Annotated in this window: 11 protein-coding genes and 1 pseudogene; 6 read left to right on the top strand and 6 right to left on the bottom strand. The window is 65.3% G+C overall.

The window, feature by feature from the left end:
* The first annotated feature begins 48 nt into the window (after positions 1-48).
* On the top strand, positions 49-1,164 hold the full coding sequence (locus tag ACFQPB_RS09435; protein WP_382222275.1) for a fatty acid desaturase: 1,116 nt from the start codon (positions 49-51) through the stop codon (positions 1,162-1,164).
* Positions 1,165-1,240: 76 nt separating this feature from the next.
* Here the strand turns inward: ACFQPB_RS09435 and ACFQPB_RS09430 are convergent, their stop codons facing one another.
* The 3 genes from ACFQPB_RS09430 to ACFQPB_RS09420 all read right to left on the bottom strand — a co-directional run bounded on the left by ACFQPB_RS09430 (position 1,241) and on the right by ACFQPB_RS09420 (position 3,892).
* Positions 1,241-1,792 (bottom strand): FlgO family outer membrane protein, encoded by a 552-nt coding sequence (locus ACFQPB_RS09430; RefSeq protein WP_382222273.1) that lies wholly within the window; start codon positions 1,790-1,792, stop codon positions 1,241-1,243.
* Entirely contained in the window at positions 1,789-2,472 is a 684-nt protein-coding gene (locus tag ACFQPB_RS09425; protein ID WP_382222270.1) for a hypothetical protein, read from the bottom strand. The genes ACFQPB_RS09430 and ACFQPB_RS09425 overlap by 4 nt, the downstream gene beginning before the upstream one ends.
* Positions 2,473-2,698: 226 nt before the next feature.
* Positions 2,699-3,892 (bottom strand): phosphoglycerate kinase, encoded by a 1,194-nt coding sequence (locus ACFQPB_RS09420; RefSeq protein ID WP_382222268.1) that lies wholly within the window; start codon positions 3,890-3,892, stop codon positions 2,699-2,701.
* 238 nt (positions 3,893-4,130) lie between these two features.
* Between ACFQPB_RS09420 and ACFQPB_RS09415 the strand changes: the two genes are divergently transcribed.
* The 3 genes and pseudogenes from ACFQPB_RS09415 to ACFQPB_RS09405 all read left to right on the top strand — a co-directional run.
* Complete coding sequence (locus ACFQPB_RS09415; RefSeq protein ID WP_382199497.1) at positions 4,131-6,458, top strand: NADP-dependent malic enzyme; 2,328 nt, start codon at positions 4,131-4,133, stop codon at positions 6,456-6,458.
* A 216-nt stretch (positions 6,459-6,674) separates the two neighbouring features.
* Positions 6,675-7,091 (top strand): guanyl-specific ribonuclease, encoded by a 417-nt coding sequence (locus tag ACFQPB_RS09410; protein WP_382222267.1) that lies wholly within the window; start codon positions 6,675-6,677, stop codon positions 7,089-7,091.
* A 27-nt stretch (positions 7,092-7,118) separates the two neighbouring features.
* Positions 7,119-7,532, top strand: a pseudogene (locus ACFQPB_RS09405) (barstar family protein); the annotation flags it as partial.
* A gap of 187 nt (positions 7,533-7,719) precedes the next feature.
* On the opposite strand, the gene rsmA reads toward ACFQPB_RS09405, so the two are convergent.
* Genes rsmA through ACFQPB_RS09390 form a run of 3 tightly spaced genes read right to left on the bottom strand, consistent with a single transcriptional unit; the run spans position 7,720 to position 12,267 of the window.
* Positions 7,720-8,478 carry a 16S rRNA (adenine(1518)-N(6)/adenine(1519)-N(6))-dimethyltransferase RsmA gene (gene rsmA, locus ACFQPB_RS09400; RefSeq protein ID WP_382222264.1) on the bottom strand — a complete coding sequence of 253 codons (759 nt, stop codon included), beginning with the start codon at positions 8,476-8,478 and terminating at the stop codon, positions 7,720-7,722.
* Complete coding sequence (locus tag ACFQPB_RS09395) at positions 8,475-9,824, bottom strand: peptidylprolyl isomerase (RefSeq protein ID WP_382222261.1); 1,350 nt, start codon at positions 9,822-9,824, stop codon at positions 8,475-8,477. The genes rsmA and ACFQPB_RS09395 overlap by 4 nt, the downstream gene beginning before the upstream one ends.
* Positions 9,825-9,828: 4 nt before the next feature.
* Entirely contained in the window at positions 9,829-12,267 is a 2,439-nt protein-coding gene (locus ACFQPB_RS09390; RefSeq protein WP_382222258.1) for an LPS-assembly protein LptD, read from the bottom strand.
* A 107-nt stretch (positions 12,268-12,374) separates the two neighbouring features.
* Here ACFQPB_RS09390 and ACFQPB_RS09385 point away from each other — a divergent pair, with 107 nt between their 5' ends.
* Positions 12,375-13,463, top strand: coding sequence for an aminoglycoside phosphotransferase family protein (locus ACFQPB_RS09385; protein WP_382222256.1), 1,089 nt, complete (start codon positions 12,375-12,377; stop codon positions 13,461-13,463).
* Between the two features lie 12 nt (positions 13,464-13,475).
* Positions 13,476-14,189, top strand: coding sequence for a 16S rRNA (uracil(1498)-N(3))-methyltransferase (locus tag ACFQPB_RS09380; RefSeq protein WP_382222253.1), 714 nt, complete (start codon positions 13,476-13,478; stop codon positions 14,187-14,189).
* Positions 14,190-14,191 lie beyond the last annotated feature (2 nt).

The following is a 14,191-nucleotide window of genomic DNA, read 5'->3' as shown; positions in this document are numbered from 1 at the left end:
CATCGCCGGGTTTGTTTGATCTCCAACGCGGGTTGGCCGCGTTTTGCCATGAACCATTCAAGTGATACAACTGCTGCAGAATTGCCCGCGCCCTTGAGCCCGGACGAGCCGCTGCCCCATCGCAAGGTCATTCGCTCCTGGCTGATCCCCTTGTCCGAACGGGTCACTTGGCGCGCCTTCTGGCTGCTGGCGCTGGATTACACCTTGTGGCTGGGCCTGCTGGCTGGCGTGGTGCTGGCCGATGTGATTTGGCTCAAGGCCTTGTGTGGCCTGGCCGCCGGTTTTGTCATCGGGCGCCTCTTCATCATTGGCCACGACGCCTGCCACCAGAGCCTCACGCCGCACCGCCGCCTGAACAAGTGGCTGGGCCGCATCGCCTTCCTGCCCTCGCTGACCGCCTACAGCCTGTGGGACATGGGCCACAACGTGGTGCACCATGGCTTCACCAATCTCAAAGGTGTGGACTTCGTCTGGGCGCCGCTCACACAAGAGGAATACCAGGCCTTGCCGCCAGCGCGTCGCGCCTTGGAGCGCCTGTACCGCAGTGGCTGGGGGCCAGGCGTCTATTACATGGTTGAAATCTGGTGGAAAAAGATGATGTTCCCCAGCCCGGCACAGTCGGGCGGTACGCACCGGTCCATCTTCACCAAAGACTGCCTGCTGGTCAGTGGTTTCGCCCTGTTGTGGGCCGCAGCCATCACCGCCCTGGCCCTGGCCACCGGGCAGTCGGTGGCTTTGCTGCTGCTGTGTGGCGTGGTGTTGCCGCTGGTGTTCTGGTTCCACATGGTGGGTTTTGTCATCTACGGTCACCACACCCATGTGCGCGTGAAGTGGCACAACGAACGCGCCGCCTGGCAGCGCGCCCAGCCGTTTGTGTCCACCACCGTGCACCTCACCTTCCCGCTGCGCATTGGCGCGCTGGTCCACCACATCATGGAGCACACCGCCCACCACGTGGACATGAGCATCCCGCTCTACCGCCTGAAAGAAGCCCAGAAGACGCTGGAGCACCTGCTGCCCGAGCGCATCATCGTGCAACCGTTTTCGTGGGGTTGGTATTTCGACACCGCCCGCGCCTGCAAGTTGTACGACTTCACGCGCCAGTGCTGGACCGACTTCCGTGGCCGGGCGACCGGTCCCATGGCGCTGCCCTCGGCCGCATGAGGCCTTGATGCGGTTCTGACAACCCAAAACAAAGGGGGCCCGAGGGCCCCCTTGCTGTTGGTGCGTCAAAACGCCGTCAGCGTTGCACGGCCAGCAGGCGTTGCACGTCGCGGTCGTTGGGCAGGGCGTAGTCGTGGCCGTTGAGGATGCGGCCGTCCTCCGTGCGCACCAGCTTCAGGCTCACGTAAGTGAAGCTCGCGGCGGTCGAGTAGGTGCCCACCAGCACCATGGAGGCGTTGTGCGACTTGGCGATGTCCTTGATTTCGCGCGACAGCAGCAGTTCGCCCGCACCTTCCTTCACGAACACATCGCCGCGCAACTTGATTTCCTTCACATGCAGGCCACTGGCCACCATCTGCGAAGCGTACTGCTCCGACAGGGTGCGGCCCAGCGGCGCAGCGCGCGACAGGTCGTTGACGTTGACCACCGTGGCCACCAGCACCGGCGACTGGCCAATGGACTCGCGGTTGACGCCTGCCAGCAGCTTGTCGATGGCGCTCTGGCTGCTGACGATGAAGGCGCTTTTGGCCGCTTCGTCGTAGGTGGGTTCGGTGCGCACCGGCGCGGGGCTGGAGCAGGCCGACAACACGGCGGCGGCCACCGCCGCAAGCACAAAACGTTTGCTCATTGCGACACCACCTTGTAGTTCATGTTCTGCATGGCGGTGTTCATGAACAGGGGGGCGTCCACGTTTTCAAGGTAGTACACATCGGTCTTGCGCGCCACATACTGGCCACCGCGGGTGACGGTGGTGGTCAGGATCAGTTCGGTGGCGGTGGGGCCGCCCGAATTGACGCTGTTGGCGTAGTCCAGCGCGCCCGTGCCAACCAGTGTTCCGGCCAGTTTGGCGTCCAAGTGCTCCAGGCGCAGGCCATAGGCCGCCATCAGGCCGCCGGCCAACATGGTGAAGCCGCCGGGGATGAAATGGGGGCGCGGGCTGTTGTGGCGCACCACCTGGGTTTGGTAGCTCACCTCCATCGCCTGGGGGTTGGGGGTGGTCAGCACCTGCTTGCCACCTTGCACCATCTTGGTGATGAGGAACTCGCGAAAGCCGTGGTCGAATGCGCTGGGCTTGGCCGGCAAACGCACGTACACCGGCGTGCTGCCCGTGCCGGCTTTGTCCAGGGTGGCTGCGGTCTGGCTCACCACGTCTTTGGACACCAGATCCCAATGGCCGGCCGATCGCACTTTGTATTGCGAGGTCAGCTCGAAGTTCTGGGCCAGCGGAATGGGCGAATTCGCGCAACCCGCCAGGGTGGCCAACAGGCCGGCGATTGCCGTCACACCGACGGCTTTGGAAATTTTCATGCGTCCCTCCTGGTGCTGAAATGCAGCCGTGGCCCACAGGTCATATGTAACCACGGATGAACGGATTGTTAATTCTGTTCGTAATCAATGCCGTTCACAAGCAATTTCTGGCGTGGGCGGTGCGCCGTGCAAGCTCGGTTGTTTTTGTGCGTCAGTTTCGCCGCCGGGCCGCCCCAAGGCGAACACCCCGGGGGCAGCGACCCGCGCAGCGGCGGCGCGTGGGGGCTTATCCCGCCCTGCGCGCCAGCACCTCAAACGCCGGCAGCGTCTTGCCCTCCAGCACCTCCAGAAAGGCGCCGCCGCCGGTGGAGATGTAACCCACGTCCTTCTCGATGCCGTACTTGGCAATGGCCGCCAGCGTGTCGCCGCCGCCAGCAATGCTGAAAGCGCTGGAATCGGCAATCGCCTGTGCCAAGACCTGGGTACCGTTCTCGAACGCCGCAAACTCGAACACCCCCACCGGGCCGTTCCACACAATGGTGCCGGCCGCCTTGAGCTGCTGGGCCAGCAGAGCGGCGGTCTCGGGGCCAATGTCCAGGATCAGGTCGTCGTCGGCCACCTCGCTGGCCTTCTTGACGGTGGCCGGCGCGTCGGCCGCAAAGGCCTTGGCCGTCACCACATCGGTGGGAATGGGCACGGCCGCACCGCGCGCGGCCATGGCGTCGATGACGGCCTTGGCCTCACCCACCAGGTCCGGCTCGGCCAGGCTTTTGCCAATCTTCAGGCCGGCGGCCAGCATGAAGGTGTTGGCGATGCCACCACCCACGATCAGGCCGTCCACGTTCTTGGCCAGGCTTTGCAGGATGGTGAGTTTGGTGGACACCTTGGAGCCGGCCACGATGGCGATCAGCGGGCGCTTGGGGTTTTGCAAGGCGGCTGCAATCGCATCCATCTCGGCCGCCAAGAGTGGGCCGGCGCAGGCGATGGGCGCTGTTTCGGCGATGCCGTAGGTGGTGCCCTCGGCGCGGTGGGCGGTGCCAAAGGCGTCGTGCACAAAAATGTCGCAGAGCTTGCCCAGCTTGGCGGCGAGCTCGGGCTTGTTCTTCTTCTCACCCACGTTGAGGCGGCAGTTTTCCAGCAACACCACCTCGCCGGGTTTCACATCGAAGCCGCCGTCCACCCAGTGGGCCACCAGGCGCACGGGTTGGCCCAGCAACTCGGCCAGGCGCGTGGCCACGGGGGCCAGCGAGTCCTCGGGCTTGAACTCACCTTCCACCGGGCGGCCCAGGTGGCTGGTCACCATGACGGCGGCACCGGCGTCCAGGGCAAGGCGGATGCAGGGCACGCTGGCGCGGATGCGGGTGTCCTCGGTGATGGCGCCGCTGTCGTCCTGCGGGACGTTCAGGTCGGCGCGGATGAAGACGCGTTGGCCTTGGGCACGGCCTTGGGCACACAGGTCGGAGAAACGGATGAAGTTCATGGCGGTGGCAAGTGGGCAGAAAGTGTGCAAAAAGGGGTCAGCGGAGGATTGTAGGAGTCACACTTTTCGTCAGCCTTTCAAGGGCGAAACGGTTGCCGGGCTACCGCACAAAAAGTCAAAAGCGAAACCACCGTGTACGTGGTCTTGCTTACTAGGGTTTGCACCGGATGCCCACCTACAATGGCGCACCCTCGGGCCGGCAGGCGCCGGGCTCGAACCCATTGGAGACGCATCGCACATGTCACAGGATCAGGAAAACAAGCGCGCCGAGCTGCGCCGGGCCGCCCTCGAGTACCACGAGTTCCCCACGCCCGGCAAAGTGGCCATTGCCGCCACCAAGCAGCTGACCAACCAGCGTGACCTGGCCCTGGCCTATTCGCCCGGCGTGGCCGCACCCTGCGAAGAAATCGTGGCCGACCCGGCCAACGCTTTCAAGTACACCAGCCGGGGCAACCTGGTGGCCGTCATCACCAACGGCACGGCCGTGCTGGGTCTGGGCGACATCGGCCCGCTGGCGTCCAAGCCGGTGATGGAGGGCAAGGGCGTGCTGTTCAAGAAGTTCGCCGGCATCGACGTTTTCGACATCGAGATCAACGAAAAAGACCCCGAGAAACTGGTCGAGATCATCGCCTCGCTGGAGCCCACCTTCGGTGGCATCAACCTCGAAGACATCAAGGCGCCCGACTGCTTCTACGTGGAGCGCAAGCTGCGCGAGCGCATGAAGATCCCGGTCTTCCACGACGACCAGCACGGCACCGCCATCTGCGTGGGCGCGGCCATCATGAACGGCCTCAAGGTCGTGGGCAAAGACATTGCCAACGTCAAGCTGGTCACCTCGGGCGCTGGCGCCGCTGCGCTGGCCTGTCTGAACCTGCTGGTCAAGCTGGGCATACCGCGCAAGAACATCTGGGTGACCGACCTGGCCGGTGTGGTCTACGACGGTCGCACCGAGCTGATGGACGAGGACAAGATCCAGTTCGCACAGAAGACCGATCAGCGCACCTTGTCGCAGGTGATTGAAGGCGCCGACATTTTCCTGGGCCTGTCCGCCGGAGGTGTGCTCAAGAAGGAGATGGTGGCCAAGATGGCGGCCAAGCCGGTCATCATGGCGTTGGCCAATCCGAATCCTGAGATTTCTCCTGAAGACGTGAAGGCGGTGCGCGACGACGCCATCATCGCCACCGGCCGCACCGACTACCCCAACCAGGTCAACAACGTCCTGTGTTTTCCCTACATCTTCCGCGGCGCGCTCGACGCCGGCGCCTCCACCATCACCGATGAGATGGAAATTGCGGCCGTGCACGCCATCGCCGAGCTGGCCCAGGCCGAGCAGAGCGAGGTGGTGGCCGCAGCCTACGCCGGCGAAAAGCTGGCCTTTGGTCCCGAGTACCTGATCCCCAAGCCCTTCGATCCGCGTCTGATGATGAAGATTGCGCCAGCGGTGGCGCAGGCGGCGGCCGACAGCGGGGTGGCCCAGCGCCCCATCGCCGATCTGGCGGCCTACCGAGACAAGCTGCAAAGCTTCGTGTTCGCCTCGGGCACCATGATGAAGCCCATCTACGCGGCGGCCAAGCGTGCCGCCAACAAGCGCATTGCTTACGCCGAGGGTGAAGAAGAACGTGTGTTGCGTGCCTGCCAGGTGGTGGTGGACGAAGGCTTGGCCCGGCCCACGCTGATCGGCCGCCCGGCCGTGATCGCTCAGCGCATCGAAAAGTTCGGCTTGCGCCTCAAGGAGGAGCTGGACTACGACGTCGTCAACGTCGAGCAGGACCACCGCTACCGCGACTTCTGGCAGACCTACCACCAGCTCATGGAGCGCAAGGGCGTGACCGTGCAGTTGGCCAAGATCGAGATGCGCCGCCGCCTCACGCTGATTGGCGCCATGCTGCTGCGCAAGGGCGAGGTCGATGGCCTGATCTGCGGCACCTGGGGCACCACCCAGCAGCACCTGGTGCACATCGACCAGGTGATCGGCAAGGCGGAAGGCGGCAGCCCCAGCACCCAGCAGGACGTGCGCATCTACGCCTGCATGAACGCGCTGATGTTGCCTGGCCGCCAGGTGTTCCTGGTCGATACGCACGTCAACCACGACCCCAGCGCCGAAGAGTTGTGCGAAATCACCGTGATGGCGGCCGAGGAAATGCTGCGTTTTGGCATCCAGCCGAAGGCGGCGCTGTTGAGCCACTCCAACTTTGGCAACAGCGACCAGCCCAGCGCCATCAAAATGCGCCGCACCCTGGCGCTGCTGCGCGAGCAGGCGCCCTGGCTGGAAGTGGACGGCGAAATGCACGGCGATCTGGCCCTCGATGGTGCCGCCCGCAAGGCCCTGATGCCCAACAGCACCGTCAGCGGTGACGCCAACCTGCTGGTCTTCCCCAACATGGACGCGGCCAACATCGCCTACAACCTGCTCAAGACAGCGGCGGGCGGCAACATCGCCATTGGCCCGGTGCTGCTGGGCGCGGCCAAACCGGTGCATGTGCTGACCGCCAGCACCACGGTGCGCCGCATCGTCAACATGACGGCGCTGACGGTGGCCGATGCCAACGCGATGCGACAAGCCTGATCAAAGAAGTTTGCGCACACAAACTTTTCTGTAACCCGGCATTTTTGTCCGCGATGCCCTGCCCGCTTTCAGGGCATGGGCTTGCGTTTCTGTCGCATTTCAGGCACACTTACAGGCTTGAATTTAAGGGTTAACCCGGGCTCGCAAACCCTTGGTCAACACATGGTTGGCAGGGCTTTCGGACCGGGTTGATTGCGTCAGGAGCAGGGTTTTTTCATGAACCGGAAAAAGGCTGGGGCCAAGGCCTGGGTGGCGGTGGCCGCGATGGCGGTGGCTGCGGTGTTGGGTGTGCAGGCGCGCACCTCGCCCGAGGCGTCTTCCCCGCTGGTCACCCGCGCCCCGTCGGACACCATCGCACTGGCAGCGTTGCCACCCCAAGGACGGGATGTGATGGTCCAGATCAGGCAAGGCGGCCCTTTCCGGTACGAGAAAGACGGGACGGTGTTTGGCAACCGCGAGCGTTTGTTGCCCCGGCACAAACGTGGTTTCTACCGCGAGTACACGGTGCCCACCCCCGGCCTCAGCCACCGCGGTGCCCGTCGCATCGTTTGTGGTGGCACCCAGGTTCAGACGCCAGAGGCCTGTTATTACACCGAAGACCACTACGCGAGCTTCAAGCGCATCGTGCAGTGATCGGAGACAGATTTTTAACTTTTAGTTATGGAAAGTGAGACGGAGATGGACACGCCACTTCGTACGGTTCGCACCAACATCGTTCAGTCGATTCGCGCCTACAGCATCAAAGACCTTCAGGCGGCTGCGGAGCAGCTGGGTCACCACTTTTTGTACGCCAACCTGGCCACGGCCCAGAGCAAGCAGGACGTGCTCGACCTGATCGCCGCCCAGTACACCCTGCCGTCCACGTTCGGCAAGAACTTCGACGCGCTCTACGACAGCATGACCGACCTGGTGCACAAGTCGGGTCCGCAGACGGGTTTCATCGTGGTGCTGGAGCACATTCCGGCCCACGCTAAATTCGACAAGGAAGCGCGCGAGCAGCTGCTCGACATTTTCCGCGACGTGGCCGATTACTGGTCCGACCGGAAAATCCCGTTCCGTTGCTTTTACTCGTTCTCCGTGGCCCGCTCGCCCAAGGGCGAAACCGTGGAGGCGGCCGCCGACGAACCCATGCCCACCGACAAGTTGGTGGACGTGAGCCCCATGGCGCTGCGCATGAGCAGCCCGTTCAACGCCGGGTACTGGCTGGCTGCGGCCTGATCTGCCGCTTGCTAAAAAAGCCGCTGCACCTGCAGCGGCTTTTTTACGTCTGCACAGCTTGTGCGAGCGCAACGTACTCGTGCACAGGCACTTCTTCGGCACGGCGCTGCAGATCGAATGTGCCGCTGAACTGTTGGGCTTCCAGCCACTTGCCCAGGCTGTGGCGCAGCAGTTTGCGGCGCATGCTGAAGGCCACCTGCACCATGTCTTCAAGCAGTTGGGGGTTGAGCGCGGGCGGCGTGGCCAGCGGCACCATGCGTACCACCGCGCTGTCCACCCGAGGGGGTGGGTCAAAACTTTCGGGTGGCACGAACAACACGTCCTCCATGTCGTAGCGCCACTGCAGCATCACGCTCAGGCGCCCATACTGTGCGGTGGCCGGGCGCGCCACCATGCGATCAATCACCTCTTTTTGCAGCATGAAGTGCTGGTCCAGCACCACGTCGGCCACGGGCAGCAGGTGAAACAGGATGGGGCTTGAGATGTTGTAGGGCAGGTTGCCCACGACGCGCAGCCGGCCTTTCTGAGCGGCCATCGCTCGGAAATCCACCCTCAGCACGTCCGATTCGATCACCTCCAGTTGGGGGTGCTTTCGCAATTGCGCCGCGAGGTCGCGGTCAAGTTCGACCACGGTCAACCGCCCCAGCCGCTCCACCAGCGGTTGGGTGAGTGCCGCCAATCCGGGGCCAATTTCGACCATGGCGTCGCCGGGGCGCGGCCCGATGGCCTGGACGATGGCATCGATGATGCCGCCGTCGCTCAGGAAGTGCTGCCCGAAACGTTTGCGGGCCTGGTGTTTCATCGCGGCGGCTCGCGGTATTCCACGTAGGCTTTGGCGCGCAGGTCGCGTGCCCACTCGGCGTAAGCGCGCTCCAGCATCGCCTCGCGCACCTGGGGGCGCGCGGCGTCGCGTTTTTCGTTCAGGCCCAGCTTGGTTTGTCGGCGCTCCAGCACCTGAATCAGGTGCACACCAAAACGCGAGATGATCGGTTCGGACACCTCGCCCGGGGCAAGTGCGTTCATGGCGTTTTCAAACTCTGGCACGTACAGGCCGGGGTTGGCCCAGCCCAGATCGCCGCCGGCTTTGGCGGAGCCGTCCTGGCTGTGTTCGCGGGCCAGGGTCGCAAAGTCGGCCTTGCCGCTGACGATGTCGTTGCGCCAGTTGCGCATCTGCTCGGTCGCCGCCTGAGGCGTCGTCTGGCGTGACGCGCGCAGCAGGATGTGGCGGGCGCGGGTTTGGGTGACGGTGGCATCGACAGGGGCCGTTGTGGTGCTTTTGCGCTCCAGTACTTTGAGCACATGGAAGCCGGCACCACTGCGCACCGGGCCGGCCACTTCGCCCGGTTTGAGGCTGCGCGTGGATTCGATGAACAGCTCGGGGTAGCGGTCGGCCGTGCGCAAGCCCATGGCGCCACCTTGTTGGCGCTCGGGTCCCTCCGAGAACTCCTGCGCCAGCTTGGCGAAGTCTTCACCCGCTGAGGCGCGTTCGCTGGCGCGCATGGCGCGGGCCAGGCGCGAAGCCACCTCGGCGGGTGCAGCCCTTTCGGGCAGCGCCACCAGGATGTGACCCAGGTTGACTTCTTCTGGACCCACGGGTGCGGCGGGTTGGCTTTGCAGGTAGTTGTCCACGTCGCGGTCGGTCACGCGCAGCGTGGCCTCGACTTCGCGTTCGCGCAGGCGCTGCAGGGTGATCTGTCGGCGGATTTGCTCACGCAGGCGGCTGCTGTCCATGCCTTCGCGTGCCAGCCGCTCGCGGAAGGTCTTGAGATCCATCTGGTTCTGCTCGGCCACGGCCGCTTCGGCCTGGTCGAGCACCGCTGGTTCGATCTTGATGCCCACTTCTTCGGCGCGTTGCAGCTGGGCTTGTTCCACCACCAGCAGCTCCAGCACTTCGCGCAGCAAGGCGTCGCGCGGTGGCACCGCTTCGCCACGCTCTCGCAACTGCCGTTCGACAGAGGCGGCGCGGTCGCGCACCTCGTTGGCGGTGATGGGCACGCTGTTGACCACGGCGGTGATGTGATCGGCCTCCCGGGCGCCGGCGGGCGGCGCGGCCAACAGGTTGGCGCCGCCGCTGGGCAGGCGCAGTGTCTGTGCGGACGCCAGGCCACAGGTCAGCGCCAGCGCGGCCCACACCAAGGTGCGTCGCACAGGTTCACTCATAGCGGCTGAAGCGCGACGGCGGGTTGATTTCTTCACGCAGGTACTGGTAGCGGGGCACATTGTCTTTGAGCGTCTTCAGTGGGTTGGAACCGACGCGGGTGAAGCCCACGAATTCCAGTTGGAACAAGATGCGGCGGTTGGCCGAGTTGAGGCTGCGCTGCAAGCTTTCGACCACCACCCGGCCGATCCAGCAACCTGCATCGTACTCAAAGCCCGCCACGAGATCGACCACCTTGCGGTCAGGCACGCTGTAGTTGACGCGGCCCACGCTGTACCAGCGGCCGGCGCCCAGACCGCCGCCGGCGTCGCGGCTGTCGGGCAGGTCGCCGCCCCAGCTCAGCGGCCATTGCCAGCCGACATCGAGCTGCTCGCTGGTGCCCCGTTGCAGGCGGTAGGCGGCACTGACGACGCGGTAGTCGCCGGGCGTGTGCCGCGCGCTGAGGGTGGTGCGCACCGACTCCTGGCTCTTGGGGTTGAACTGCACGTTGGACTCGAAGGACCACTGTGGTGTCCAGTTCAGGCGCGCACCCACCAGGATGTCGCTCAGGCGCTCGGCCACCGGCTGGGCGCCCGGCAGAAACACGTTCTGGTCGCTCAGGCGCACACGCTGAGCGACCCCAAACTTGGCCAGCTCCCGGCCACTGCCGGGGTCGATCAGCCGCGAGGTGGCACCCAGCGTCAGCACGTGGGCGTCGGCAATGCGGTCTTGGCCACCGTAGGGGTTTTCGGTGTAGATGGTGGCGAGGTTGAAGTCGAAGGCCGCCGCGTCGTAGTTGGGCAGCAGGCGCTGGTCTTTGTAGGGCGTGTGGGCGTAGAACACCCGGGGCTCCAGCGTCTGGGTCACGTCGCGGCCAAAAAACCGGGTGTCGCGCTCATAAAACAGGCCCGTGTCGACGCTGAAGGTGGGCAACACCCGCGAGGCGGTGCGGCGCCCGTCTGCCATGGCGGCTTGTGTCTGGTATTGCGTGGCATGCACTTGCAGGCGGGGCGTCAGGTACCAGGCGGGCGTGGCCCAGGTGCGCGAAATGGCGCCGATGCCCAGCAAGCGGGTGCCGTCCAGGTTGTTGCCCGTCTGGATGCGGTCAGACGAAAACCGCGTGGCTTCGGTGTGCAGGGACCAGTCCCAGCCGCGTCCACCGGCCAGGGTCTGGTCGGTCTGGGCAAACCGGGCGGTGAGCGATGGCAGGCGGTCAAAGGGTGCCACGATGGGCGCATCAACGTCCTGCAGCGTTTGCCAGCGGTAAGCGCCGGCCGACACAGCCCAGGGGCCACGTGACCATGACAACACGCCTTCGTTGGCCAGCAAGCGCGAGGTCAGCGAGGTCATGCTGCGCGGAAAGTCGCGCCAGTAGTCGTCGTCGCTGACGCGGTTGAGGTTGAGGCGCAGGCCCACCGGGCCCAGCCCCCACGGTGTGTCCAGCACCTGGTTGTGTTGTGCGGCGTAGGCCCAGCGGCTGCTGTCGCGCAGCTTGTCGTCGGGCATGTAGGCACCCCGCAGCTGGCCGTGGTAGCGGGTGTCCAGGTAGCGGTACTCGCCGGCCAGATCGATGCCCCGGCGCGACATCAGGGTCGGGTACAACGTGGCGTCGCGCTGCGGGCTGAGGTTCAGGTAGTACGGCAGCGTCAGTTCCAGCCCGCTGATGTTGTCGATGTTCAGCGTGGGCGGCAGCAGGCCGGACTTGCGCTTGTCGCTGATCGGGAAACTCAGGTAGGGTGCTGCCAGCAACGGCACGTCCTTGAACTTCAGCACGCCGTTGGTGGCGTAGGCCACCTCTTCGGCCTGGTCGAATTCGATGCTGGCCGCGCTGACCACCCAGTCGGGCAGCCAGCTCGGGCCGGGGCGGCGTGTGCAGGTGGTGTAGCTGGCGCGCCGGGCCACCGAACGGTTTTCGTCGATGAAGTCCAGCCGTTCGGCTTCACCCTGACCGCCGCGCAGCAGCGAAAACGTGGGCTGCAGGAAAAACCCGGTGTGGGTGTCGAGTTGCAGCTGCAGCTCGGGGCCCTCGTAGATGTTGCCATCGCGCACGATGCGGACCTGGCCCTGTGCGTGCAACTGCTGGTCGGTTTCGTTGTAGTCGAGCTTGTCGGCGCGGACCACGGCGTCGTGGCGGCGCAGCACCACCTCGCCTTCCAGCGTGGTCACGCCGTTGCCGTTGCCGGTCATGCGTTGGGCCGACACAAAACTGGGCGCCAGCCGTTGCGCGTCGGGCGCCAGCCGGTCGAGCAGCTGCCACGACGGTTGGAGCTGCAGCGCCGGTGGCTCGTCGGCCGGTGTTTGTGCGTGCGCCACGCCCGATGCCGTCAGCACCATGGCACCGGCGAGGCCGCCGCGCCGCACGGCCTGACGCACCGCAGCGGCGATCCGACCCAAGGCGGGCGCAGCAGAGGGGGTGTGGGGCTGGCGGGAGCGTTTCAAGGCAGACCTGGGCATCGTGGCGCGCGGGTGGGGTTGGCGGCCGTTTGTAGAATCGTCGCGGATTATCCTATGGCCGCGTGTGGTGCCCTTACCTGCGGCTGCCCCACTTTTTTTCACGCGCCATGTCCTCCTCTTCTATTGCCTGGTCCGATCCCCAACGCCAACAGGCCTTTGAGCGATGGTTGGCGCAGGTGGCGCTCGCCCATGGCCTGGCGCCCGAGACCCTGCGCGTGGCCTCTGCCGACGCGTCTTTTCGCCGCTACTTCCGCATCGATGATGCCCAGGGCGGCAGCCACATCGTCATGGACGCGCCACCCAGTGTTGAAAACAGCGAACCCTTTGTGCGCATCGCGCGGCTGCTGGCGTCGGCGGGCCTGAACGTGCCGCAAGTGCGGCAGTGGGACGAGACGCAGGGCTTCATGCTGCTCAGCGACCTGGGCAACAGCACCTTGCTGGAACACCTGGACCCGGAGCGCCCTGATGCGGCATTGCCCTGGTTTGGCCACGCCACCGACAGCCTGCTGCGTTTGCAGCAAGCCTCCCGCGCCGGTGTCTTGCCTGCCTACGACGAGGCTTTGCTGCGCCGCGAACTGCAGCTTTTTCCCGACTGGTACCTCGACAAACACAAAGGCGCGGTGCTGGACGACAAGGAGCGCCAGACCTTGTTGTCGGCCTTCGACCAAATCGTCAAGGTCAACCTGGCCGCGCCCCAGGTGTTTGTGCACCGCGACTTCATGCCCCGCAACCTGATGGCACCAGCGGGTGCGCCCGACGCCGACAGCGCCCGCGTGCTCGGTGTGCTGGATTTTCAGGACGCGGTTTATGGCCCCATCACCTACGACATCGCCAGCCTCATGCGCGACGCCTTCCTGAGCTGGGAAGAGCCTTTTGTCATCGACGTCACCGTGCGTTACTGGGAGAAGGCCCGCAAGACCGGCTTGCTGGACTTCGACGGCTGGAGCGAGGACTTCGGCGCTTTCTACCGCGCGGTGGAGTGGATGGGCCTGCAGCGCCACCTCAAGGTGGCCGGCATTTTTGCCCGTTTGACCCTGCGCGACGGCAAGCCCAAGTACTTGGCCGACACGCCGCGTTTTATCCAGTACATCCGCCACACCGCCAGCCGCTACCGCCAGCTCGGCCCACTGCTGCAAGTGATCGACCGGGTCGAGGGCCTGGAGGGCCTGAGCGGCTACGCTTTTGGGCGCGTTTGAGCCACCGCAGCCATGCCGCGTTTTTTTTGCCCTGCCGACCTGCACACCGGCGCCGAGTTGTTGCTGCCCTCTGGGGCCGCACGGCATGTGCAGGTGCTGCGCCTGCAGCCTGGCGATGACATCACCTTGTTCAACGGCCACGGAGGCGAATTTCAGGCCCGCGTGGTGCGCATGGGACGCAGCGACGTGGTGGTGCAGGTGGGCGCCCACCACGCGGTCGAACGTGCGCCTGCGCGCCCGGTGACCTTGGCCATAGGCATGCCTGCCAATGAGCGCATGGACTGGCTGGTGGAGAAGGCCACCGAACTGGGTGTGGCCCACATACAGCCGCTGCTGACCGAGCGCTGTGTGCTGCGGCTCAAGGGTGAGCGCGCTGAGAAAAAAGTGGCGCACTGGCAGGCGGTGGCCGAAGCCGCCTGTGAGCAGTCAGGCCGCAACCGCGTGCCCCTGGTGGCGCCGGTGCGCGAACTGCCGGCCTGGCTGGCGACCTTGCCAGCAGCGGGGGACCGCTGGGTGTTGTCCTTGCGCGATGGGGTGCGCCCGGCGTCCACCCTGTTGGCCGCACAACCGGCATCGTTGTGTGTGGCGCTGGGGCCCGAGGGCGGCCTCAGCACCAGCGAGGAGGACCGGCTGTTGGCAGCCGGTTTTGTGCCGGCCAGCCTGGGGCCGGCGGTGCTGCGGTCTGAGACGGCGGCCCTGGCGGCGCTGGTGTTGGCCAGCGCCTGATC

The sequence above is a fragment of the Hydrogenophaga atypica genome (genome assembly GCF_042665215.1).
Classification (GTDB): domain Bacteria; phylum Pseudomonadota; class Gammaproteobacteria; order Burkholderiales; family Burkholderiaceae_C; genus Hydrogenophaga; species Hydrogenophaga defluvii_A.
This window is presented reverse-complemented; position numbering and strand designations above follow the sequence as displayed.

Bases quoted from the DNA above. Each gene is read 5' to 3' on its own strand.
- rsmA (WP_382222264.1), bottom strand. From the start codon at position 8,478: ATGAAACACCAGGCCCGCAAACGTTTCGGGCAGCACTTCCTGAGCGAC.
- ACFQPB_RS09410 (WP_382222267.1), top strand. From the start codon at position 6,675: ATGAACCGGAAAAAGGCTGGGGCCAAGGCCTGGGTGGCGGTGGCCGCG.
- ACFQPB_RS09430 (WP_382222273.1), bottom strand. From the start codon at position 1,792: ATGAGCAAACGTTTTGTGCTTGCGGCGGTGGCCGCCGCCGTGTTGTCG.
- ACFQPB_RS09380 (WP_382222253.1), top strand. From the start codon at position 13,476: ATGCCGCGTTTTTTTTGCCCTGCCGACCTGCACACCGGCGCCGAGTTG.
- ACFQPB_RS09390 (WP_382222258.1), bottom strand. From the start codon at position 12,267: ATGCCCAGGTCTGCCTTGAAACGCTCCCGCCAGCCCCACACCCCCTCT.
- ACFQPB_RS09415 (WP_382199497.1), top strand. From the start codon at position 4,131: ATGTCACAGGATCAGGAAAACAAGCGCGCCGAGCTGCGCCGGGCCGCC.
- ACFQPB_RS09435 (WP_382222275.1), top strand. From the start codon at position 49: ATGAACCATTCAAGTGATACAACTGCTGCAGAATTGCCCGCGCCCTTG.
- ACFQPB_RS09385 (WP_382222256.1), top strand. From the start codon at position 12,375: ATGTCCTCCTCTTCTATTGCCTGGTCCGATCCCCAACGCCAACAGGCC.
- ACFQPB_RS09420 (WP_382222268.1), bottom strand. From the start codon at position 3,892: ATGAACTTCATCCGTTTCTCCGACCTGTGTGCCCAAGGCCGTGCCCAA.
- ACFQPB_RS09425 (WP_382222270.1), bottom strand. From the start codon at position 2,472: ATGAAAATTTCCAAAGCCGTCGGTGTGACGGCAATCGCCGGCCTGTTG.